General features: G+C 65.8%; 18 protein-coding genes. 13 read left to right on the top strand and 5 right to left on the bottom strand.

Annotated features, from left to right (window positions below; all coding sequences use genetic code 11):
• Window positions 1-102 precede the first annotated feature (102 nt).
• Window positions 103-3,189 (top strand): TonB-dependent receptor plug domain-containing protein, encoded by a 3,087-nt coding sequence (locus ASE82_RS16525; RefSeq protein WP_082441631.1) that lies wholly within the window; start codon window positions 103-105, stop codon window positions 3,187-3,189.
• A 31-nt stretch (window positions 3,190-3,220) separates the two neighbouring features.
• Complete coding sequence (locus ASE82_RS16520) at window positions 3,221-4,144, top strand: hypothetical protein (protein WP_235524768.1); 924 nt, start codon at window positions 3,221-3,223, stop codon at window positions 4,142-4,144.
• A gap of 109 nt (window positions 4,145-4,253) precedes the next feature.
• Here the strand turns inward: ASE82_RS16520 and ASE82_RS20180 are convergent, their stop codons facing one another.
• Entirely contained in the window at window positions 4,254-5,045 is a 792-nt protein-coding gene (locus ASE82_RS20180; RefSeq protein ID WP_235524767.1) for a thermonuclease family protein, read from the bottom strand.
• Between the two features lie 99 nt (window positions 5,046-5,144).
• On the opposite strand from ASE82_RS20180, the gene ASE82_RS19575 reads away from it, so the two are divergent.
• Window positions 5,145-5,297, top strand: coding sequence for a hypothetical protein (locus tag ASE82_RS19575; protein WP_156348938.1), 153 nt, complete (start codon window positions 5,145-5,147; stop codon window positions 5,295-5,297).
• A gap of 266 nt (window positions 5,298-5,563) precedes the next feature.
• Here ASE82_RS19575 and ASE82_RS16510 read toward each other — a convergent pair whose 3' ends face one another.
• Window positions 5,564-6,229: an outer membrane protein gene (locus ASE82_RS16510; protein ID WP_056065788.1), complete on the bottom strand. Its 666-nt coding sequence runs from the start codon at window positions 6,227-6,229 to the stop codon at window positions 5,564-5,566.
• A 308-nt stretch (window positions 6,230-6,537) separates the two neighbouring features.
• Here ASE82_RS16510 and ASE82_RS16505 point away from each other — a divergent pair, with 308 nt between their 5' ends.
• Window positions 6,538-6,747 (top strand): hypothetical protein, encoded by a 210-nt coding sequence (locus ASE82_RS16505; RefSeq protein ID WP_056065786.1) that lies wholly within the window; start codon window positions 6,538-6,540, stop codon window positions 6,745-6,747.
• Window positions 6,748-6,783: 36 nt separating this feature from the next.
• Here the strand turns inward: ASE82_RS16505 and ASE82_RS16500 are convergent, their stop codons facing one another.
• Both ASE82_RS16500 and ASE82_RS16495 read right to left on the bottom strand, forming a co-directional pair.
• Window positions 6,784-7,128 carry a hypothetical protein gene (locus ASE82_RS16500; RefSeq protein WP_056065779.1) on the bottom strand — a complete coding sequence of 115 codons (345 nt, stop codon included), beginning with the start codon at window positions 7,126-7,128 and terminating at the stop codon, window positions 6,784-6,786.
• Window positions 7,129-7,207: 79 nt separating this feature from the next.
• On the bottom strand, window positions 7,208-8,467 hold the full coding sequence (locus ASE82_RS16495; RefSeq protein ID WP_056065776.1) for a multidrug effflux MFS transporter: 1,260 nt from the start codon (window positions 8,465-8,467) through the stop codon (window positions 7,208-7,210).
• 127 nt (window positions 8,468-8,594) lie between these two features.
• On the opposite strand from ASE82_RS16495, the gene ASE82_RS16490 reads away from it, so the two are divergent.
• The 4 genes from ASE82_RS16490 (at window position 8,595) to ASE82_RS16475 (ending at window position 14,974) form a co-directional block, all read left to right on the top strand.
• On the top strand, window positions 8,595-9,092 hold the full coding sequence (locus ASE82_RS16490) for a hypothetical protein (RefSeq protein ID WP_056065773.1): 498 nt from the start codon (window positions 8,595-8,597) through the stop codon (window positions 9,090-9,092).
• A gap of 129 nt (window positions 9,093-9,221) precedes the next feature.
• Window positions 9,222-10,178 (top strand): isopenicillin N synthase family dioxygenase, encoded by a 957-nt coding sequence (locus tag ASE82_RS16485; protein ID WP_056065770.1) that lies wholly within the window; start codon window positions 9,222-9,224, stop codon window positions 10,176-10,178.
• Window positions 10,179-10,548: 370 nt separating this feature from the next.
• A complete protein-coding gene (gene polA / locus ASE82_RS16480) occupies window positions 10,549-13,323 on the top strand; it encodes a DNA polymerase I (protein ID WP_056065767.1) in 2,775 nt (924 codons plus the stop codon).
• A 133-nt stretch (window positions 13,324-13,456) separates the two neighbouring features.
• The gene (locus ASE82_RS16475) at window positions 13,457-14,974 is read left to right on the top strand and encodes a lipopolysaccharide biosynthesis protein (protein ID WP_056065764.1); all 1,518 of its coding nucleotides are present in this window, start codon (window positions 13,457-13,459) and stop codon (window positions 14,972-14,974) included.
• A gap of 5 nt (window positions 14,975-14,979) precedes the next feature.
• Here the strand turns inward: ASE82_RS16475 and ASE82_RS16470 are convergent, their stop codons facing one another.
• Window positions 14,980-16,008: a polyprenyl synthetase family protein gene (locus tag ASE82_RS16470; RefSeq protein WP_056065761.1), complete on the bottom strand. Its 1,029-nt coding sequence runs from the start codon at window positions 16,006-16,008 to the stop codon at window positions 14,980-14,982.
• Between the two features lie 110 nt (window positions 16,009-16,118).
• Between ASE82_RS16470 and ASE82_RS16465 the strand changes: the two genes are divergently transcribed.
• The 5 genes from ASE82_RS16465 (at window position 16,119) to ASE82_RS16445 (ending at window position 20,930) form a co-directional block, all read left to right on the top strand.
• Window positions 16,119-16,406, top strand: a complete 288-nt coding sequence (locus ASE82_RS16465) for a chorismate mutase (protein WP_056065758.1) — start codon at window positions 16,119-16,121, stop codon at window positions 16,404-16,406.
• Between the two features lie 195 nt (window positions 16,407-16,601).
• Window positions 16,602-17,303: an AcvB/VirJ family lysyl-phosphatidylglycerol hydrolase gene (locus tag ASE82_RS16460; RefSeq protein ID WP_056065754.1), complete on the top strand. Its 702-nt coding sequence runs from the start codon at window positions 16,602-16,604 to the stop codon at window positions 17,301-17,303.
• A 10-nt stretch (window positions 17,304-17,313) separates the two neighbouring features.
• Window positions 17,314-17,700, top strand: a complete 387-nt coding sequence (locus tag ASE82_RS16455; RefSeq protein ID WP_056065752.1) for a DUF2147 domain-containing protein — start codon at window positions 17,314-17,316, stop codon at window positions 17,698-17,700.
• Between the two features lie 4 nt (window positions 17,701-17,704).
• A complete protein-coding gene (mprF, locus tag ASE82_RS16450; protein WP_082441630.1) occupies window positions 17,705-20,251 on the top strand; it encodes a bifunctional lysylphosphatidylglycerol flippase/synthetase MprF in 2,547 nt (848 codons plus the stop codon).
• A gap of 19 nt (window positions 20,252-20,270) precedes the next feature.
• Window positions 20,271-20,930 carry a thymidylate kinase gene (locus ASE82_RS16445; protein WP_056065751.1) on the top strand — a complete coding sequence of 220 codons (660 nt, stop codon included), beginning with the start codon at window positions 20,271-20,273 and terminating at the stop codon, window positions 20,928-20,930.
• Window positions 20,931-20,979: the final 49 nt, after the last annotated feature.

The raw sequence follows: 20,979 nt of genomic DNA, 5'->3' as shown, positions 1-20,979 counted from the left end.
GCATTGTTGCGTGGTAACGTTATCAAACAGCAACATCGAGTTGCGGGATGACGTTGCGGGAACGCCGGTAAATCGGCGCGCCGTAAAAGGGGGTAGGATGCAATGGTTTCCAGAATCACGACTCTGTCGGCTCACGTCCGCGCCAGCGTTTGGGCGCAAGAGACATCGCGTTTAACAGCAGCGGCACGATCGGTTTCTACCGTTTCCAGTCCGACTACACGGCAACGGCGCACCCTCATCGCCGGATCGAGCAGCATCGCCGCGCTCATCCTCTCGCTATACGCAGCGCCGTCTTTCGCACAGGCCGCCCCAGCGCAAACCACCGACACCGTCGCCGCCCCAGAGCCGGTCGCCGAGACGCCCAAGCCCGCCGACCCCGAGGCCGTCAGAACTGCCGACATCATCGTCACCGGCTCGCGGATCCAGTCGAGCGGCTTTACCGCCCCGACGCCGACCACGGTCATCAGCGAAGCCGACATCCAGAACAACGCGCAGCCCAACGTCTTCACGACGATCGCGCAGCTGCCGTCGTTGCAGGGATCGAGCGGCTCGACGACCAACACGTTCAGCACGTCGAGCGGCCAGCAGGGCCTGAGTTCGTTCTCGCTCCGCGGCCTGGGCACGATCCGCACGCTCACCCTGGTCGACGGCCAGCGCGTCGTCGGCGCCTATTATACCGGCGTCACCGACGTCAGCCTGCTCCCGCAATTGCTGATCAAGCGAGTCGACATCGTCAACGGCGGCGCGTCCGCATCCTATGGATCGGACGCGGTCGGCGGCGTCGTCAACTTCATCACTGATACGCATTTCACAGGCTTCAAAGGCAACATCCAGGGCGGCATCACCAATTATGGCGACGACGGCCAGGGCCTGGTGCAGCTTGCCGCGGGACGAAGCTACCTGAACGATCGGCTCCACCTCGTCGTCAGCGGCGAATATGCCAAGGAAGCAGGCGTCGGCCCCGGCGATTTCGGCACCGACCTCGCCGGTGGTCGCGACTGGTTCACGCAGACGACGATGATCAACCGCAACGTCGTCGACGACGGATCGCCGCAATATGTCCTGCGCGATTTCGCCCAGCCGTATAACTTCACCAAATACGGCCTCATCACCGCCGGTCCGCTGCAGGGCACCGCGTTCGACCAGAGCGGCCGCCCCTTCCAGTTCCAATATGGCTCGAATGGCGTGCCCGCACGTGACAATTCCGGCGCAGTCAGGGGCTGCCTGCCCGGCTTCTGCGTCGGCGGCGACCTGTCGGGGAACATTGATACCGGCCGCACCTTGCAGTCGGCGATCCAGCGCCTCGATAGCTATGGGCGGATCGGCTATGATTTCGCGACCGACAACGAAGTCTATGTCAGCGTCAATGTCGGCCAGGTGAAAACGCATAACCAGCCGACCAACGGCGCCAACCGACCCGGCCTGAGGCTCCAGTGCGCCAACCCGTTCGTCCCGGCGTCGATCCAGGCGGCGTGCGCGACCGCGGGGATCACGGACTTCCAGTTCGGCGCCAGCGTCGCGATCCTGCCGAACACGATCGTTCATACCGACCGCCGCCAATACCGTGTCGTCGGCGGCCTGAAGGGCAAGTTCGATATCGGTGGCTCGCCCTGGACCTATGACGCCTATTACGAGCGCGGCATCACCGATACCGCAATCGACGTCGACGACATCGTCCTCACGCCGCATTTCAACCAGGCGATCCAGGCGATCACGCTCAACGGCGCGATCGTCTGCGCCAACCCAGTCGCGCGCGCCAATGGCTGTATCCCGCTCAACATCATCGGCGGCGCGACACCATCCGAGTCGGCGCGCCGGTATGTCCAGCCAGAGAACGGCCCGATCCAGCGCCTCCACTTGACGCAGGACGTCGCGAGCCTCGCCTTCTCCGGCACCCCCGTCGAGCTCTGGGCGGGCCCTCTGTCGGTTGCGTTCGGCGGCGAATATCGCAAGGAATTCTACAAGGTCCGCGCCGATGCGTACGGCGCCGGCGTCTCCGCGCTCAGTCCCTATACCAGCGAATACCCCGCCGACCCGACCCTGCTAACCGCGGGCAACAACTGGTATGCCGGCAACTACAAGAACGGCACCGGCGCCTACGACGTCAAGGAAGCGTTCCTCGAGCTCGACGTCCCACTCTTCAAGTCGGACATGATGGGCAGGGCCAACATCAACGGCGCGGCCCGCATCACCGACTACAGCACGTCCGGCCGAGTCTGGACGTGGAAGATCGGCGGGACATGGGACACGCCGCTCAACGGACTTCGCCTGCGCGGCGTCACCTCGCGCGATGTTCGCGCACCCAATCTGTCCGAGCTGTTCGCCGCACCGGTGACGACCACGCTGCCCAACTTCCTCGACCCCGCGCGCAACGTCAACGTCGTGGCGATCCAGAACGCGATCGGCAACCCGGCACTCACCCCCGAGATCGCGCGCAATACTGAGGTCGGTGCAGTCTACGCCAATCCGTCCTGGCTGCCGGGGTTCAGCGCTTCGGTCGATTACTATAACATCAAGGTCACCGACGTGATCTCCAGCCTTGGCGCGGCGCAGATCGTCGACCTGTGCTTCCGCAACATCCTGCCCGAAACGTGCAGCGCGTATAATCTCAACAACACCGCCGGTCCCAATTTTATCAATACGCAGGCGTTCAACCTCGCGTCGATCAAGACCGACGGCTTCGATATCGAGGCAAGCTATCGGTGGCGGCGCCCGCTCGGTGTGGACGGGACGTTCACGCTACGCGGCCTGGCGACGCACATCCGGAAGTTCGTCACGGATACCGGGTTGCCGGGGACGATTCCCACCGATGGCGCCGGCGTCAACCTCGGCGCCACCCCGCGCTGGAAGCTGCTCGCGGTACAAGCGTTCAGCAACGACCGCTTCAGCCTGACGGTGCAGGAACGCTGGTTCAGCGACGGCAATTACGGCAACCAGTACGTCGTCTGCGCGCCCGGAACCTGCCCCAAATCGACCACGACCGCGCCGACGATCGACCGCAACTTCATGCCCGGCGCCTTCTATCTCGACGTCGGTGGAACGTATACCATCACCAAACAGGTGTCCGGGTATTTCAAGGTCGACAACGTCTTCGATCACGACCCGGCCGCCTCGCCGCAAAGCGCCAACCCGGCGTTGTACGACATCGTCGGGCGCATCTACCGTGTCGGCGTCCGCTTCTCGTTCTGACGCCCCACGCCTACCCATACGGAGATCCAGCATGCGCGCTCTCGCCCTTCTGATTGCCGGCATCATGCTGGGTTCGCCCGCGATCGCGCGCACCGCTGACGGCGCGGTGGCGCAACCAGCGGCACTGGAACGGGGGTCGGGCACGTACCCTGCGATCTTCGAGGAACGACCGGACCTGCCCGACCATGTCGTCTACCGCCCGGCGAATCTTGGTGCGCTGGGTCGGGCCAAGCTCGGTATCTACGTCTTCGGCAATGGCGGCTGCAGCGCGGACGGTACGAGTTCGCGCAACCACCTGTTGGAGATCGCCTCGCACGGCTATCTCGTCATCGCCTCGGGCACGATCCCCAAGCCGAAGTCCGACGCCGCGACGAGCCCCGCCCCAGCGCCCGGCACGAAGCTGACCTCGGCAACGTCGACACGCGCAATGACCGACGCGATCGACTGGGCGCAGCGGGAGAATGCCCGCGCCGGCAGTCCGTTCAAGGGCAGGATCGCCACCACCGAGATCGCGGCGTCCGGCTGGAGTTGCGGCGGCTTGCAGGCATTATCGGCGGCGCAGGACCCGCGCGTGACGACCGCGGTGATCATGAACAGCGGCTTCTTCCCAGACGGCGCGAATCCGATCGGCGGCGTGGTGTCCGACAAGGCGCTGTTGAGGACGCTGCACGGTTCGATCCTCTACGTCCTGGGCGGCCCGACCGACATCGCGGTCGCGAACGGCACCGACGATTTCCAGCGGATCGACCAGATCCCCGCGGCGCTGGTCAACATACCGGTGGGTCATGGCGGCACCTACATGCAGCCGCATGGCGGTATCGCGGCGGAAGTCGTGACCGCGTGGCTGGATTGGCGGCTGAAGAACGACCGGACTGCCGCCGCGCGCTTTGTCGGCAAGGATTGCGGGTTCTGCCAGGACACGCGGCTCACGATCGAGCGCAAACACTTCGACTAGATCGGCCGTCCGCACGGTGATGGACGGAGATATCGAAACCGCCCTTCCCGGAAGGCGAGGTCGGTAACCGAAACGCGGGTGATCGCCGGGAGGACGCTGTGCCGTCCCGTCAGAACCAGCCGGTTCGACACCAGGGCGCGCGCTTGCCCCCACCATAACGCCGCGCGAGCCCGGTCCGTACCAGCGCCTCGCCGAGCGATTTCCCGTCACGCTCGACGATACGCAGTTTGCGGCCATAGCGATCGACGTCGCGCTTGATCGGGACCAGCGTGAAGGGGCCGGCGTTGAGCAGCGCCTGCATCTTGAGCGTGGCGGCCTTGCCGGCGCGGGCTTCGGAAGCGCAACGGGGCGGATGGGTTTCGGGCGTGTCGATGTCGGCGATGCGGATCTTGGTGCCCGCCATCCAGAAGGTATCGCCGTCGACCATGCAGTCGATCCGCTTGGCATGGCCGCATATCGTGAATCGCGCGGATACCGCCTTGCCCCCCGACAGCGCGGAGGCGGCGGAGGCGGCGGCAGCGGCGGTCGATGCCGCACTCACGACGCCTGCCGCGGTGGCCAGTGCCCCGGTGGTGGTGGAAGCGGCGGCGGCGGCAGCGTTTGCGGAGGTCGACGCGTCCGCCGCGGCAGCGTCTGCAGCCTTGCTCCAGCCGCCCGGCACACGCAGATGACCGGCGGGCCAGGCGATGCCGAACCCGCTGGGCCATTCGACCTTCAAGCCCGGCGGCACCAGAGCCGCCCAGTCGATCTGGCGGATCACCGGCACCATCAGCCCGAGCAGCACGCCGTAGAATACCAGGCGGAGTTGCAGCAGGACTCCGGGCGCCGGGCGTCGACCGGATCCACCGCGGCGCGTGGCGCCAGCGCGATCGCCACTTAGCAACCGCATGAAATCAAACACATACTCCATCGTCCCTCGCGCGTACGCGCACGCGCGACGATGTCACCTCGCGGTGGCGAAGGTTGCGACGGGCGGAGTCGGAAATAAGGCGAACGCATCGTGAACATCGACCGGATGCACATCTCCGGTACTATAGCCGGTGCGCGTCGCTCCATCCGCATCGTGCCGGAGCAACTTCATGGTGGCGTCCAGAATCCCAGGAACGCGCCGCGGGCACGAGCGATGCCGCTGTCCTACATCGCCGAGCCGTGATCAGATGGGGCGTGAGCATGGCATTCATCCGCATCCGGACGACCGATCACGACGCTGTCGCGCGATGTGCACAACCGCGCCAGCGTGTGAACTTTGTGCACTTCCGCGCAATCCGGGCATCGGCGACACCGCGATGGCAAGCGTTCGAACCGCTCGATTTCAGCCCGAAAAGCCAGCGATTCCAGACGCACGAAGGGCGGGAAATGGCCCTAGCCACTCCCCGCCCCCGTTACGCGTCCAGCTTGAACCTCTTGCGAGGCAAAGGCTTAGAAGTGCGTGATGATACCGAGCATCGGACGGAAGCTCTGCGCGTCGCCGAAGGTGTTGACCTCGGCGCGGATGCGGAAGCCTGCGTTGCCGGTGATGCCCTTCAGGCCGATGTTCTGCGGACCGACTTCTGCGCCGATGCCGTAGGTGATCGCGCTGTAGTCACGACCGGTGTCTGCGACGACGTTCGAACGACCCGAGAAATGGTCGAAGTTGACCCACTGGTAGCCGACCTTGCCGTAGATCAGGCCGCTGTCGCCAGCGCGGAAGCCGAAGCGGCCTGCTGCGCCGTATTCCCAATCGATGTTGCCATCGATGCCCTTGATCACGTTGCCTTCTGCGCCGACGAAGACCGGGCCGAGCGGCACGTTCACGCCGAGCACGCCCTGGACCAGCGAGCCCGATGGCTTGTAGCTGCGACGGGTCGAACCGTCAGCGTTGATCGCCTGCGGAATGCCGTGGCCGCGCTCGTTGTCGAACTGCTCCCAGCCGCCCATCACGCCGAAGTACGGCTCGATGCCGAATGCCTTCGAACCGTCGGGCGCTGCTGCTTCGCCGGGCTGTGCGCTGTTGTCGACGGGTGCCGGTGCCGACATGTCCTGCGCGAAAGCGGGAACTGCGACCGTTGCGGCGGCGAGGGCGATTGCCAGGGAAAGCTTACGCATGAGTTTGACCTTATACCGTGTTGTTGCGTGGATCGCCGACTGCACGGTGCGTCGGTTCGGTCCAGGCAAGCCAAACCGGTCGGCGAGCACATGGTTGCACGAAAAACGTCACATTCAGGGAACTGCCAGGGAACTGTTCGCCTGTGTTGCGTTACAGCAACGGTTCCTGTCATTTGAATGAACGAACCATGGCTGGGGCGGGGCGGACTAGGCAGAAATACAGCGGAAAAGTGGCAAAAAGCAGCCGCGGCCGGTGTTAACACCGTCTGTTTACCCTCTGGTGACAACCAGTGTGCGATGCAGCATCGATGGGGTTTTCACGCCTGTTCCGAAGCCGCTGGGCGGCGCTCTTCTGGTCCGCGGGGATCGTGTGGACGGCCTATGACGTCGCCAGCGACGCACCGGAACCGGCCCCAACAAACGCGACTTCGGGTAACACGGTGGAACAACCGACCGACGCCGCCGGCGCCGCGTTCAACGCGGACGATCTCGCGATCATCGCGAACGCGGCCGGCTGAGAGCGACGCGCCCGGTACAGGCGCGCCGCGGATAGTTCAGGGCTTCAGCGCGACGTCGTCGGCGTCCTTCAGGTCTTCGTCGTCGTCGATCGTGTCGTCGTCGAGTTCGTCCTGGACGTCGTCCTCGTCCATGTCGGCCTCGTCCATCGTCACCGACGAGTCCGTCTCGCCGACCTCTTCGGAGTCCATCTTGGTCTCGTCGATCGACTCATCGTCGGTGTCGTCTTCGCCCAGATCGGGTTCGAGGTCGGTCAGGATAATGCCGTCGCTCGGCCCATTGCGCGTGGCCTCGAGGATTTCGGCGCGCTGGCTCTCGTCATAGCCCTCTTCGTCGTAGCCGTCGTCGCCCGATCCGGCACTCGGCACCTGATGTCCGCCCATGGTCACACTCCCTCGTGTCAGGATGCCTGCATCATGCAGGCCTACCAGATGCGAACGGTGGACGTGCGCGGTGGTTCCTTCAAGCGCGGACGGGCGCGGTTGAAGCGGGCCGGAACAGCCGCCCGCGTTCGGTCACCAGGATCGACAGGAGTGCAGCGAGCCCTGCGAGCAGGAAACCGCCGACCAGCGGCACGGTGGTGCCGTTGAAGGCCTGCCCGATCAATGCGCCGAACACCGCACCGATTGTAACGCTAAGGAACCCCTGCACGCTCGACGCGGTACCCGCGATCCGCCCCATATTCTCCATCGCCATCGCCGAGAAGTTCGACGTCGCCAGCCCGAAACACCCGAGCGTCAGCGCCTGGAAGACCGCGAAGCTGACCAACGTCTCGAAGCCGATCTCGATCGCGAACAGGTGGACCAGCGACACCAGGATCAGCACCGACAGCGCGCCGTGGCTAATCAACCGCGTCCCCAGCCGCATCACGATCCGCGAGTTGAGCAGATTGCAGATCGCCATCGTCACCGACGTGGTGGCAAAGATCAGCGCGAGCAGCGACGGCTTGTGGAACACGTCCGCCATGATCTGCTGGATCGAATTGAGATAGCCATACAACGATCCGAGCAGCGCGGTCGACGCGAGCGTGTAGCCGAGCGAATTGCGATCGCCGAGCGTCTGCCGCCAGTCGCTGAGGATCCGCCCCGGCGTGATCGGCAGGACGTTCTCGGGCGCCAGCGTCTCGGGCATCCGCAGGTAGAACCAGACCAGCACCCCCAGCGTCAGCACCGCGACCGTCCAGAAGATCGCGCGCCAGTCGCCGAACTGGAGCACCGCCCAGCCGAACGTCGGCGCGAGAATGGGCACGATCATGAACACCATGAACGCGATCGACATGACCCGCGCCATTGCCCGCCCGTGATAGCAATCGCGGACCAAAGCGATCGTCGCCACTCGCGCCGCAGCGATCACCGCGCCGCCAAACGCGCGCGAGGCCAGCAACAAAGTGAAGCTCCCCGCGGTAGCGCAGGCGACGTTGGCGATGATATAGAGCACGAGCGACCAGAGCAGCACCGTCCGCCGCCCAAACCGATCCGCGAGCGGCCCGTGAACGAGCTGCGCGACGCCGAACCCGATCACGAACGCGGTGACGACAAACTGCCGGCCGTTCTCGGTCGCGACACCGAGCGAGTTGCCGATCGCCGGTAGCGCAGGGAGCATCGAGTCTATCCCGAGCGCGGTCAGCGACATCAGCGAGGCGACGAGCGCGACGAACTCGACGAAGCCGATCGGCGCGCCGCGCATCGCTGGCGCGTCGGATTGGGGATCCTGGGTCTGCATGATGCGTGGCCCTGTACCCGCTCGGGCGGTCGCGCGGAACCCGCTAACCGGCGGAGTCCCCGCCGATTGCACGATGCGATGCTACCGCCTATCTGTATTGTCAGAACAACACACTTCGGAGACAGTTATGATCCGTCCGCTCTTTCTCGCTGCTGTCGGAATTACCAGCGTGCTCGCCCTGTCCGCTTGCGATCGCTCGAACGAGGGCGCGTCGGTCTCGATCAACGCCGATGGCGGCAACGTGCTGGGCGCGATCAACGGTGAGACCGGCGAGATGAAGATCGACGTCCCCGGCTTCCAGGGCTCGGTGAAGCTGCCGAAGATCAAGATCGATACCGGCAATTTCGATCTCAACGGCGTGCGCCTGTATCCGGGGTCGTCGATCAAGACGCTCAACATCGTCGGCGACGACAAGGCCGGCGGGTTGCGCGTCGCCTTCGCCAGCCCGGCAACACCCACTATCGTCCGCGACTGGTTCGCACAGCGGCTCGGCAAGGTCGGCTACCAGGTCCATCCCGAAGGCGCGAACCTGATCGGCACCACGGACGAGAACAAACCCTTCCGCCTCGAACTCGCGCCCGACGGCAAGGACAAGGCGACCGGCACGATCGTCATCAGCGGCTAGTCTACGATCGTCCCCCGCCAAGGGGAGGATCGTTACAGTTTCAAAATCCAAACCAACCCTAACCCAGACATTTGGCACGCCACCCCCGATCGCCTATATCGGGCATCCCCCAAACCGGACACGCACCCCATGCTCGATACCCCCGCCGCCCAGGTCCCGACGCTCAGCCTCGCCACGCAGGATTCCGACCCCGACGGTTTCGCCGCCGCGTTCGGCGAATCGTTCGAGCGGTACGGCTTTGCGATCGTCGCCGATCACGGCATTCCCGCCGACCTGATCGAGCGCGCCTGGGCCGAGACCAAGCTCCTGTTCGACCTCCCCGAGGACGAGAAGCGCGGCTATCACATCCCCGGCGGCGGCGGCGCGCGCGGCTACACGCCGTTCAAGACCGAGATCGCCAAGGACGCCAAGGTCGTCGACCTCAAGGAATTCTGGCACGTCGGTCGCGAGCTGCCCGAGGGTCATCGCTATGCGGACACGATGGCGCCGAACGTCTGGCCGACGCGGCCCGAGGGCTTCAAGCCGGTCTTCCTCGAACTCTTCGCAGCGTTCGACCGCGCCGGCGACAAGCTCCTCTCGGCGATCGCGCGCCACCTGAAGCTCAAGCCCGACTGGTTCGATCCGGCGGTGAAGGACGGCAACAGCATCCTTCGCCTGCTGCATTACCCGGCGATTCCCGCGGATGCCGAGGGCGTCCGCGCCGGCGCGCATGAGGACATCAACCTCATCACACTGCTGCTCGGCGCCGAGGAGGCAGGCCTCGAACTGCTCGACCGCGCCAATGGCCGCTGGCTGTCGATCAAGCCGCCCGAGGGCGCGATGGTCGTCAACGTCGGCGACATGCTCCAGCGGCTGACCAACAACGTGCTCCCCTCGACCACGCACCGCGTCGTCAACCCGCCCCCCGAGCGCCGCGGTCACTCGCGCTATTCGATGCCGTTCTTCCTCCATCCCGCGCCCGATTTCCTGATCGAAACGCTACCGGGCACGATCACGCCGGACAACGCGAACCGCTATCCGAACCCGATCACCGCGCATGACTATCTGTACGAGCGGCTGGTCGAGATCGGGCTGATCAAGAAGTAGGCCCTTCTCGTTCCCCCGCGGAAGCGGGGGCCCAAGCCAAACACGTTACCGCCCGTGACTCCTGGACTCCCGCCTTCGCGGGAGAACAGCTTGAATGGGAGTGGCGGGCAAGTTTCGCGGTATACCCCCTACCCCCGCCTCCCTTCTCCACCCCGGCGAAGGCCGGGGCCCAATTGGGGGGACAGCAATAACGAAGCGCAGCGCGCCGTTACGACCACCTTTCCAGTTGGGCCCCGGCCTTCGCCGGGGTGGTGTTCCGCACGAGACCGGTAAAGCCCCCCAATCCCCCACCGCTTTTCTCCCCACCTGATACCCAACAACCACGCTTCGCCCATTGGTGCGAGCCCCCGCATCCGCTAGACCGCGCGCGATGCCCCATCTCTATCTCGTCGACGGCTCCGGCTATATCTTCCGCGCCTATCACCGGCTGCCGCCACTCACCAACAAGCATGGCGAGCCGGTCGGCGCGGTGTACGGCTACACAACGATGCTGTGGAAGCTCGCCGACGAGGTCCACGCCGCCGACGGCCCGACCCACATGGCAGTCATCCTCGACAAGTCGTCCAAGACCTTCCGCAACGATCTCTATGACAAGTACAAGGCACAGCGTCCCCCGCCGCCGGAGGACCTCGTACCCCAGTTCCCGATGATCCGCGACGCCACGCGCGCCTTCTCGCTGCCCTGCATCGAGACCGAGGGACTCGAAGCGGATGACATCATCGCCTGCTACTCGAAAGCCGCGCTCGCTCAAGGCTGGGAAGTCACGATCGTCAGTTCTGACAAGGACCTGATGCAGCTGATTGAGCCTGGGCTCGACATGTACGACACGATGAACAACCGCCGGCTCGGCGCGGAGCATGTCGCGGAGAAATTCCACGGCGTCTCGCCCGCGCAGCTCGGCGACGTGCTCGCGCTGATGGGCGACAGCGTCGACAACGTCCCCGGCGTCCCCGGCGTCGGCCCCAAGACCGCGGCGAAGCTGATCCTCGAACACGGCGATCTCGAATCCGTGCTCGCCGCCGCCGACGGCATGAAGAAGGGCAAGCTCCGCGACAATCTGATCGAGCATGCCGAGATGGCGCGCCTTTCGAAGGTGCTCGTCACGCTGAAATGCGACGTCGCGCTGCCCGAGCCACTGGAAGACCTCGAACTCAAGGGAATCCCCGACGCCCCCTTGCGCGCATTCCTGGAGCATCACGGCTTCAAGTCGCTGATCGCCAAGCTCTCTGCGGTCGCCGAGGCCCCCGTCGAGGCGCCCACGAGCACCGCCGATCTTGATGAAGACGAGCCATGCAAGCACGACGACTATGAAACCGTCGTCGACGAAGCCGCGCTCGATGGCTGGATCACCGTCGCCAAGCACCAGGGCTGGATCGCGATCGACACCGAGACCACCGGCATCGACGCGACGCGCGCGGATCTGGTCGGCGTGAGCATGGCGCTGCATCCGAACCTCGCCTGCTACGTACCTATCGCACATGGCGGCACGGACTTGCTCGCGGAAAACCCGGTCCAGCTCGATCGCGCACTCGTGCTCGCCAAGTTGAAGCCGTTGCTGGAGGATCCAAGCGTCCTGAAGATCGGTCACAACCTCAAATACGACATGATCGTTCTGGGTCGCGCCTACGCCTCGACCGGCGGCGTGCAGATCGCGCCGTTCGACGACACGATCGTGATGAGCTTCGATCTCGACGCCGGCCTGCACGGCCACGGCATGGACGAACTCGCCGCCACGCACCTCTCGCACACCTGCATCGCGTTCAAGGACGTAGTCGGCACGGGCAAGACGCAGCGAACCTTCAACGAAATCGACCTCAAGGCCGCCACGCGTTACGCCGCCGAGGACGCCGACGTGACGCTCCGGCTATGGCGCCGCTTCAAGCGCCGCCTGCCCGCGGAAGGCTCGACCCGCGTGTACGAGATGGTCGACCGCCCGCTCGTCCCCGTCATCGCCCAGATGGAGATGCACGGAATCAAGGTCGACGCGGCCAAACTGTCGAAGCTCTCGACCGAGTTCGCAGGCCAGATGGCGAGCCTCGAAACCGAAATCCACGCGCTAGCAGGCGCGCCGTTCACGATCGGCAGCCCCAAGCAACTGGGCGACGTGTTGTTCGAGAAGATGGGCATCAAGGGCGGCCGCAAAGGCAAGTCCGGCGTCTATTCGACCGACGTCAACGAACTCGAGCGGATCGCCGCGGACAAGGATTCGCCCGGCGCGGTGATCGCGCGAAAAGTGCTCGACTGGCGCCAGTTGTCGAAGCTGAAATCGACCTACACCGACGCGTTGCAGGCACAGATCAACCCGGCAACGGGTCGCGTCCACACGTCGTACAGCCTCACCGGTGCGCAGACCGGCCGCCTGTCGTCGACCGACCCCAACCTCCAGAACATCCCGATCCGCACCGAGATCGGCCGCCAGATCCGCGACGCGTTCGTGGCCGAGCCCGGCAACGTCATCCTCGCCGCCGATTACTCGCAGATCGAGCTGCGGCTGGCCGCGCACATGGCGAACGTCCCCGCGCTGAAAGCCGCGTTCGCGAACGGCGACGACATCCACAGCCTCACCGCGCAGGAACTGTTCGGCGAGGTCAACCGCGACACCCGCGGCCGTGCGAAGACGATCAACTTCGCGATCCTCTACGGCATCTCGCGCTGGGGTCTCGCAGGGCGGTTGGACGTGTCGGCGGACGAAGCGCAGGCGATGATCGACCGCTATTTCGACCGCTTCCCCGGTATCTCCAACTACATCGTCGAGACCACGGAAAGCGTTCGCGCGAGCGGCTTCACCACCACGCTGTTCGGGCGCAAAACGCACTTCCCCCGCATCCGTTCGAAGATCCAGCACGAGCGGCAGGGCGCCGAGCGCGCGGCGATCAACGCGCCGATCCAGGGGACGAGCGCCGACATCATCAAGCGCGCGATGGTTCGCATGGGGCCGGCGTTACTCGAAGCGGGTCTGTCGAACGTCCGCATGCTGCTCCAGGTCCACGACGAACTCGTGTTCGAACTGCCGGAGGGTGACGTCGAAGCGGCCAAGCCGGTGATCGAGCAGGTCATGGCCAATGCGGCACTCCCCGCAGTTACGCTAGACGTGCCGCTGGGCATCGAAATCGGTACCGGCCTCAGCTGGGGCGCAGCACATTGAACCAGATGGTGTCCGAAAACCTTCCCCCCTCCCTGGAAGGGAGGGGCCGGGGGTGGGTCGGCTTGAGGCAGGCGCAACCGAACCTCACGGGCCAACCCACCCCCTATGCCTCCCTTCCAGGGAGGGGAGAAAAGTGACCGCGGCCACGCAGGACATCGACACGCTCGCCAAGGGTGGTCGGACCAACATCGCCGGCTTCGTCCTCCGCCTCGCCGCGCGTATCCCGTTCCTGTTCATCGCCGGCCGCATCTACGGCCCTGACCTCGTCGGCCGGTTCGCGATCGCCGTCGTGGTCGTCGAACTCGCCGCGCTCCTCGCCACGCTCGGCCTCAAGCGCGGCCTCGCCCAAGCGCTCAGCAGCGCCGACCGCCCGCACGCCAACGTCGTGTGGGACGCCATGGCTGTGGCGTTCGTCGCATCGCTCATCGCCAGTGCCGTGCTCTGCACCTTCCCGCAGATCATGTATCCGAACAGCGCGATCACCGGGCTCGACCGGTTCCTGCCGCTGATCATCGTCGCGATCGCCTGGTCCGACGTCAGCCTCGCCGCGCTCGCGTACCGTCTCAACGTCAAGGCCGCGGTGACCGCGCGCGCGGTGGTTGAGCCGTGGACGATCTCGATCGCCGCCTGGGCGTTCTCGTATTTCACGATCCGCGACGGCCTAGTTCTCAGCTACGTTGCGTCGATGACCGCGGCACTGATCGCCAGCCTCGTGCCGTTCCTGCGCAGCTACGGCGTGCCGCGCGGCTGGAAACCGCAGCTCCGCCCGCTCTACGCGCTCGCCCGCGCCAACGTGCCGCTCGCGGGCGCCGACATCCTCGAATGGGGCAGCCGCAACGTCGACCGCTTCATCCTCGGCGTGATGTTCGAGCCGAAAATCGTCGGCATCTATTACATGGCGCAACAGGTCGCGAGCTTGCCGCAGAAGCTCAAGACCAGCTTCGATCCGATCCTCGGCCCCGTCATCACCCACAGCCTGGCGATCAACGACCGCGCCGCGATCGCCAACCAGGTGCGACAGGTCGCATTCTGGATCATGGCCGCGCAAGGCGGGCTCGCGCTGATGGGTTCGATCCCCGGCGAAGCGGTGATGGGCGTGGTCGGTCCGCAGTTCGTCGCCGGCACCGCCGCGCTCGCGTTCCTGCTGACCGCCGAGGTGCTCGCCTCGACCGGCGCGGTCAGCGAATCCGCGCTCGTCTACATCGCCCGCCACCGCAATTTGATGATCTCCGCGGCAATGCTCGCATTCCAGGTCGGCCTCAGCTTCGCGCTGATCTTCACGATCCGGGCGCTGGGCTACCCCGTCAACTACCAGGCCGCAGGCCCGGCGATCGCGCTGATGCTGTCGGTAGGTCTGACCTCGATCATCAAATCGAAGCTGCTCGGCCATCTGCTCGGGACCAGCGTATCGCCGTGGCGCTGGCCACTAGTTTGGGCCGCGCTAGCCGCGATCGTGGTGGGCGCAGGCTTCACCGCGCTACCCAAGCGTTACGAATGGGTCGAGCTGGCGATCGGCGAACCCGCGATCGCGGCCACCTATCTCTACATCCTGTGGAAATACGCGTTCGGCCCCGCCGACCGCGCCTTGTTCGGCAAATCGACGCCGGTCGGCGAGGCGACGCTGCCGAATGCCGGATCACCGATCCGCTAACGCGATCAGTATGCGCGGGCGACCGCGAACTCGACGGCTTCGATCATCGCGTCCTTGGGGGCGCCGTTAGGAAAGCCGGCGATCGAGTCGATCGCGCGCTGGCCGTAATGCCGGGCGCGCGCGAACGTGTCGTCGATCGCGCGGGTCGAGCGGATCAGGCGGATCGCGTGTTGCAGATCGGCCTCGCTGTCACGGCGACCTTCGACCGCATCCTTCCAGAACGCACGGTCCTCGTCCGAGCCACGCGCATAGGCGAGGATCACGGGAAGCGTCATCTTGCCCTCACGGAAGTCGTCGCCCGCATCCTTGCCCATCGTGTCGGCGTCCGAGACGTAATCGATCGCATCGTCGACCAACTGGAACGCGATGCCGAGATTGCGGCCATAGGCGTCGAGCGCAGCCTCCTCGGCCTCGGGACGATCGGCGACGACCGCCGAAATCCGGCACGCAGCCGCGAACAACGCCGCGGTCTTCGCGCCGATGATATCGAGATAGCGCTCCTCGCCAAGATCGACGCGACGCGCAGCGGTGAGCTGGTTGACCTCGCCCTCGGCGATAACCGCACTGGTCGACGACAGGATCTTCAACGCCTTCAGGCTGCCGGCCTCGACCATCAGCTCGAAGCTGCGGCTGAACAGGAAATCGCCGACCAGCACGCTGGCGGGATTGCCCCAGATGATGTTTGCGGTGCGTTTTCCCCGGCGCAGGTCCGAGCCGTCGACGACGTCGTCGTGGAGCAGCGTCGCGGTGTGAATGAACTCGACTGCGGCTGCAAGCAGGTGGTGCTGCGTGCCAGAATAACCGATCAGTTGCGCGCTCGCGAGCGTCAGCATCGGCCGCATCCGCTTGCCGCCACCCGCGATCAGGTGACCGGCGAGTTCGGGGATCAGCGGGATTTCCGACTCCATCCGGCCGCGGATCACCGCATTGACCTGGTCCATGTCGCCGGAGACGAGTTTGACCATCGGGTCCAGCGACGGCTGTGACTCGGGCGTGGGACCAAGGGTGTCGAGGCGGTGGACGGTGGCGCTCATCTTCCCGAGCCTCTGACGCCTATGCCCCTGCAAAGCAACCCTTGCCGCCTCTTGCCGTTCGCGATCCGCGCCCGCAAAAGGCGCGCCGAACCAACGAAAGGGGTGCGTGGATGGCTGACGACCTGCTCAACGGATACCGCCAGAGCATCGACAATATCGATGCGGCGCTGATCCACATGCTCGCCGAGCGCTTCAAGGTCACGCAGGCGGTCGGCCGGCACAAGGCGACGCACGGCCTGCCCCCCGCGGATCCAGGCCGCGAGGAGCGGCAGATCGCCCGATTGCGGCATCTGGCGGCGGAAGCGCAGCTCGACCCTGAGTTTTCGGAAAAATTCCTGCGCTTCATCATCGACGAGGTGATCCGTCACCATGAGCGGTTGGCGCACGATCCGGTTTGAGGGGCGAGACGGTTCTCCCCCCCTCCCTGGAAGGGAGGGGTCGGGGGTGGGTCGGTTTCCGCATATCAGACCGTTACGGCACGAGCGCGCCAACCCACCCCCAGCCCCTTCCTTTCAGGGAGGGGAGCAGTGCGTGAAGAAAACTTCACTATCGCTCCACGTGCCGATCACCCGCCCCGGTGCAATCGGTTGCGGATGACGTGGCTCTACCGATCCCTGCTGGCGCTGCTCATTGCCGCCATCGCCGCGGCAGGCTTCATGGGCTGGCTCGGCTATTTCGGTGGCCCGTTGTTCACCGATGTCTACCCGACCAAGCCGCAGCAGCCGTTCGCCGTCGTCCTTCTCACCGGCGATCTCGGCTACAAGATCGGCATGGCGCCGCAGATCGCACGGCGGTTGGCGGCGGACGGCGTGCCGGTGGTCGCGGTCAACACGCTGACCTATCTACGTACGACGCGAACACCGGCGGACATAACGACGCTGATCGCGCGCGCCGAACAGCGCGCATTGCGTCTCGGCCATACCGACCGGGTGGTCCTGATCGGCCAATCTTTCGGCGCGGACATGCTACATGTCGGGCTGGTCGACCTTGCCCCCGAAGTCCGCGCGAAGATCGCCAAGGTCGCGCTGATCGTGCCCGAGGACAACGTCCAGTTCCGTGCGTCACCGAGCGAGGTCTTCGATCTCTGGACCCCGACCGTCGACGCGATGCCGACCGCGCGCCAGCTGACCTGGGCACCTTTGCTATGCGTGCAGGGCGTGGAGGAAGTGGGCAGCCTGTGCCCGTTGCTGACCCAGGCCAATGCGACGCGGATCGCGTTGCCGGGCGGACACCCGCTTCACCGCGACGCCGATGCGCTCTACGAGGTGCTGGCGCGGTTCGTTTTCGCGGATTGAGGATCGACCGATGATTCCTGTGATGATGGCGCTCGCGATGGCCGTGGGCAGCCCGGCCCCTGCTTCCCCCGTGGAAGGCATCTGGCACAATCCGAAGAACAGCGTGGCCGTGAAGACCGGCGCCTGCGGGGATAGGCTGTGCGGCTGGGTGGTGCGCGCCAGCGACGAGGCGCAGGCCGACGCACGCGATGGCGGCACGCCGAAACTGATCGGCACCGCCTTGCTTCGCGAATATCGCCCTAGCGGCCGCAGGAAATGGTCGGGCCAGATCTTCGTGCCCGACATGGGCCGCACCTTCGGGTCGACGCTGACGCTGGTCGACGCGAATACGATCGACGTGAAAGGCTGCCTGATCGGCGGGTTCCTGTGCAAGACGCAGACTTGGCACCGCGGTTGACTCGATGACGACTCGTCCGTTGATCATCCGGACCCGCGACTGGATCGCGCATCGCCGGGGCACGCTAATCGCGCTGGCGGTGCTCATCGTCGCGGTGCTTGGCTTTGCTGCGATCCACAAGCTGACTGCCGAAATCCGTCTATCCGAAGTGCGCGCCGCGTTTTCCGCGCTTGGCTGGTCGCAGCTCTCGGTGGCGATCGGGCTGACCGTCGTCAGCTATATCGCGTTGACCTTCTACGATTCGATTGCACTGAAAGTGATCGGCCATCCGCTGCCGTGGCGGACCGCTGCAGTCGCGTCGTTCACCAGCTACACGATCAGCCACAATCTCGGGCTGGCCATGCTGACCGGCGGGTCGGCGCGATACCGCGTGTATAGCCGCGCCGGGCTAGACGAAGCCGCCGTGGCGCGCGTCGTCCTGATCGCGGGCGTGACGTTCTGGGCGGGGGTGATCACGGTCGCGTGCCTGTCGATGGCGATCCATCCGGGGACGCTGCCGATCGTCAAGTGGACGATGCCGCCTTTGCTCGAGCGCAGCGTCGGCATCGTCATTCCGCTCGTCATGCTGGGGATCGTCCTGCGCCACCGCCATGGCGGATCAATCGGGCTGTTCGGTTGGCGACTGCCCCTGCCGAACTGGCGGCAAGCGATTGCACTACTGCTGGTCTCGACGGTCGACCTGGCCGCGGCGAGTGCGGCGTTGTTCGTGCTGCTGCCGAACGCCTCGCCCGAGCTCTATCCGGTGTTGTTCTTGGGTTACGCCGTGGCGATCGTCGTTGCGTTGATCAGCCATGTGCCAGGCGGGCTCGGCGTGTTCGAGGCGGTGATCATCGCGACGATGCCGCAGGACAATGCGACGGTCCTCGCCGCGCTGCTCGCCTACCGGATCATCTATTACGTCGCGCCGCTGATCCTGGCAGCGGTACTGATGGCGTTCCACGAGGGACGCCAGTGGCGTGGGCGAGGTACCGATCCGCTGGCGATCGCGCTGCCGCTGGCCCCCTTGCTGCTGGGCGTACTAGTGTTCCTGAGCGGCGCTATGCTGCTCGTATCGGGCGCGCTCCCCGCTGCGCCGGGTCGCATGGACACACTCGCAACGATCCTCCCACTGCCGATCAGCGAGATGGCGCATGTCGCAGCGAGCCTCGTCGGTGTGATGCTGCTGCTGGTCGCGCTCGGCCTGTACCGGCGGCTCGACGGTGCGTTCTGGGCCGCGCGGACGTTGCTCGTCGCAGGCGCGCTGCTGTCGATCGCCAAGGGCCTCGACTACGAGGAGGCCACGATCCTCCTGCTGACCGCCGCCGCGCTGCAATGGACGCGCGCGGCGTTTTACCGGCGGACGCGGCTGACCGCGGAGCCATTGTCGCCCGAATGGCTGGTCGGCGTCGGCGCCGCAATTGGGTTGTCGGTGTTGATCGGCTTCTTCGCCTATCGTCGCGTCGGCTATTCGAGCGACCTGTGGTGGCAGTTCGAGACCAACGCCAACGCCTCGCGCTTCCTGCGCACCAGCCTAGCGGTCGGGCTATTGCTGATCGGTGCGGCGATCTGGCGACTGTTCGCCGCGGCACCGGTGCCGATGGTCCACGACATGCTGCCCGACGACGTCGCAACCGCCGCGCTCGCGCATGCCGACCGCACCGACGCGATGCTCGCCTTCACCGGCGACAAGCGGTTCCTGGTCTCGGACAGCGGCGACGCGTTCCTGATGTACCAGGTCAAGGGCGCGAGCTGGATCGTGCTCGGCGATCCGGTCGGGCCGAGCGAGGCATGGTCGGAGCTGTTATGGGCGATCCGCGCCCGCGCCGACGCCGCGCAGGGACGGTTGCTGCTGTACCAGATCGGCCTGCGCATCGTCCCGATCGCGATCGAGATGGGTCTGAAGCTCGTCAAATACGGCGAGGAGGCGACTGTCGAACTGGACGGCTTCACGCTCGAGACGCCCGAGATGCGGAGCGTGCGGAAGGCCAGCCGTGTCGCCGAGCGGGCGGGCGCGGAGTTCGCGGTCGTGCCGGCCGGCGCGATGTCGGCGATCATCCCCGAACTCCAGGCGATCTCCGACTGGTGGCTCGCCGACAAGGATCACGCCGAGAAGAGCTTCAGCGTCGGCCGGTTCGAGCCCAAATACATGGCGAAGTTCGACTGCGCGGTGGTGCGGATCGAGGGACGCATCGTCGCCTTCGCCAATATCTGGGCGACCCCGAACGGCCAGGAACTGTCGGTCGACCTGATGCGCCACGCCGAATCGATGCCGCAGGGGGGCATGGACTTCCTGTTCACGCGGCTGATGCTGTGGGGGCACGAACACGGCTATCGCAATTTCTCGCTCGGGATGGCGCCGCTGTCGGGGATCGAGGCGCGGCGGCTGTCGCCGACCTGGTCGAAGGTGGCGGCGTTCCTGTTCCGCCACGGCGAGCGCTTCTACGGGTTTGCCGGCCTGCGCGCGTACAAGGAGAAGTTCCGCCCGAACTGGACGCCGCGCTACATCGCGTCGCCGGGCGGCACGTCGCTGTTGCGCGGGCTGATCGATTTGCAGGCTTTGGTGAGCCGGTAAGGCTTGCTAGGGCCCTCCCATGAGCTTCCTCCTGGCAATCGAAGGCGCCGACGGCGCGGGCAAGGCGACCGCCTCGGCGTTGGTGGTCGAGCAACTGCGCGCCGCCGGCCGCACCGCCGACGTCGTGTCGTTCCCCCGCTATACCGAAACGGTCGGCGGCTGGGCGCTCGGCGCGATGCTGGCGGGCACGCTGCCGCGCGGCACGTCGCCGAAGGCCGCGGCAGTGCTGTACGCGCTCGACCGGATGGAGTCGCATGGCCATCTGATGGCGACGATGGCAGCGAACGAGGTCGTGGTATTCGACCGCTATATCGCGTCGAACATGGCGTATCAGGCGGCGCAGGTGCCTCGGCACGAGGCTGACGCGATGATGGCATGGATCGCCGATCTGGAGACGGGCTCGTTCGCGCTGCCGAAACCGGACCTGTCGGTGTATCTCGACACCCCCGCCGCGATCGCCCGCGGGCTGATCCTGAAGAAGCGCAAGCGGTCCTACACCGACGATGCGTTCGACGCGTACGAAGCGGATACCGGGCTGCAGGACCGGGTGCGGACGAATTACACAGCGATGGCCGAGGCCGGGTTGCTGGGCCGCTGGGCAACGGTGTCGACGGTGGTCGACGGAACATCGCGCTTGCCGGCCGAGATCGCCGCGGAAATCGTCGCCCTCCTCGCCTGACGCCGTACCACCCCGGCGAAGGCCGGGGCCCAATTGGAAAGGTCACAGT

The sequence above is a fragment of the Sphingomonas sp. Leaf230 genome (genome assembly GCF_001421745.1).
Taxonomy (GTDB): Bacteria; Pseudomonadota; Alphaproteobacteria; order Sphingomonadales; family Sphingomonadaceae; genus Sphingomonas.
This window is presented reverse-complemented; position numbering and strand designations above follow the sequence as displayed.

Bases quoted from the DNA above. Each gene is read 5' to 3' on its own strand.
- ASE82_RS16500 (WP_056065779.1), bottom strand. From the start codon at position 7,128: ATGGGCGGACATCAGGTGCCGAGTGCCGGATCGGGCGACGACGGCTAC.
- ASE82_RS16495 (WP_056065776.1), bottom strand. From the start codon at position 8,467: ATGCAGACCCAGGATCCCCAATCCGACGCGCCAGCGATGCGCGGCGCG.
- ASE82_RS16505 (WP_056065786.1), top strand. From the start codon at position 6,538: ATGGGGTTTTCACGCCTGTTCCGAAGCCGCTGGGCGGCGCTCTTCTGG.
- ASE82_RS16510 (WP_056065788.1), bottom strand. From the start codon at position 6,229: ATGCGTAAGCTTTCCCTGGCAATCGCCCTCGCCGCCGCAACGGTCGCA.
- ASE82_RS16460 (WP_056065754.1), top strand. From the start codon at position 16,602: ATGACGTGGCTCTACCGATCCCTGCTGGCGCTGCTCATTGCCGCCATC.
- ASE82_RS16490 (WP_056065773.1), top strand. From the start codon at position 8,595: ATGATCCGTCCGCTCTTTCTCGCTGCTGTCGGAATTACCAGCGTGCTC.
- polA (WP_056065767.1), top strand. From the start codon at position 10,549: ATGCCCCATCTCTATCTCGTCGACGGCTCCGGCTATATCTTCCGCGCC.
- ASE82_RS16455 (WP_056065752.1), top strand. From the start codon at position 17,314: ATGATTCCTGTGATGATGGCGCTCGCGATGGCCGTGGGCAGCCCGGCC.
- ASE82_RS16525 (WP_082441631.1), top strand. From the start codon at position 103: ATGGTTTCCAGAATCACGACTCTGTCGGCTCACGTCCGCGCCAGCGTT.
- ASE82_RS16470 (WP_056065761.1), bottom strand. From the start codon at position 16,008: ATGAGCGCCACCGTCCACCGCCTCGACACCCTTGGTCCCACGCCCGAG.
- ASE82_RS16520 (WP_235524768.1), top strand. From the start codon at position 3,221: ATGCGCGCTCTCGCCCTTCTGATTGCCGGCATCATGCTGGGTTCGCCC.
- mprF (WP_082441630.1), top strand. From the start codon at position 17,705: ATGACGACTCGTCCGTTGATCATCCGGACCCGCGACTGGATCGCGCAT.
- ASE82_RS16445 (WP_056065751.1), top strand. From the start codon at position 20,271: ATGAGCTTCCTCCTGGCAATCGAAGGCGCCGACGGCGCGGGCAAGGCG.
- ASE82_RS16485 (WP_056065770.1), top strand. From the start codon at position 9,222: ATGCTCGATACCCCCGCCGCCCAGGTCCCGACGCTCAGCCTCGCCACG.
- ASE82_RS16465 (WP_056065758.1), top strand. From the start codon at position 16,119: ATGGCTGACGACCTGCTCAACGGATACCGCCAGAGCATCGACAATATC.